General features: G+C 46.0%; 2 tRNA genes. Both read left to right on the top strand.

Going from position 1 to position 400, the window contains the following annotated elements:
* Positions 1-52 precede the first annotated feature (52 nt).
* Positions 53-127 (top strand) — tRNA-Gly (locus tag TW84_RS23550).
* Positions 128-140: 13 nt separating this feature from the next.
* Positions 141-216 (top strand) — tRNA-Thr (locus TW84_RS23545).
* Positions 217-400 lie beyond the last annotated feature (184 nt).

Below are 400 nucleotides of genomic sequence, written 5' to 3'. Positions count from 1 at the left end.
CCGTCCCCCTCCACCATATTCCTTAAGGAAATAGCTCTCAGAGTTACGTGTTGCGGGCATCGTATAATGGCTATTACCTCAGCCTTCCAAGCTGATGATGCGGGTTCGATTCCCGCTGCCCGCTCCACTCTAATTTGAGTGCTGATATAGCTCAGGTGGTAGAGCGCATCCTTGGTAAGGATGAGGTCGGCAGTTCGAGTCTGCCTATCAGCACCAGCTCTTAAGCAAAGCTTTCCTTTTGATACTTTCTTTCGACTAAACTACGTTTAGTGTTTGAAAGTAAGTTTTTCACCAATACTTTTTGGTTGCGTGGTCATCAAAGCCACCTAAATCCGTACCTAGAGGGACAACTCATGTCTAAAGAAAAATTTGAACGTACGAAACCGCACGTAAACGTTGG

The sequence above is a fragment of the Vibrio neptunius genome, assembly GCF_000967495.1.
GTDB classification, from domain to species: Bacteria; Pseudomonadota; Gammaproteobacteria; order Enterobacterales; family Vibrionaceae; genus Vibrio; species Vibrio neptunius.
The sequence above is the reverse complement of the archived record's forward strand: the minus strand, read 5'-3'. Positions and strand labels throughout refer to the sequence as shown.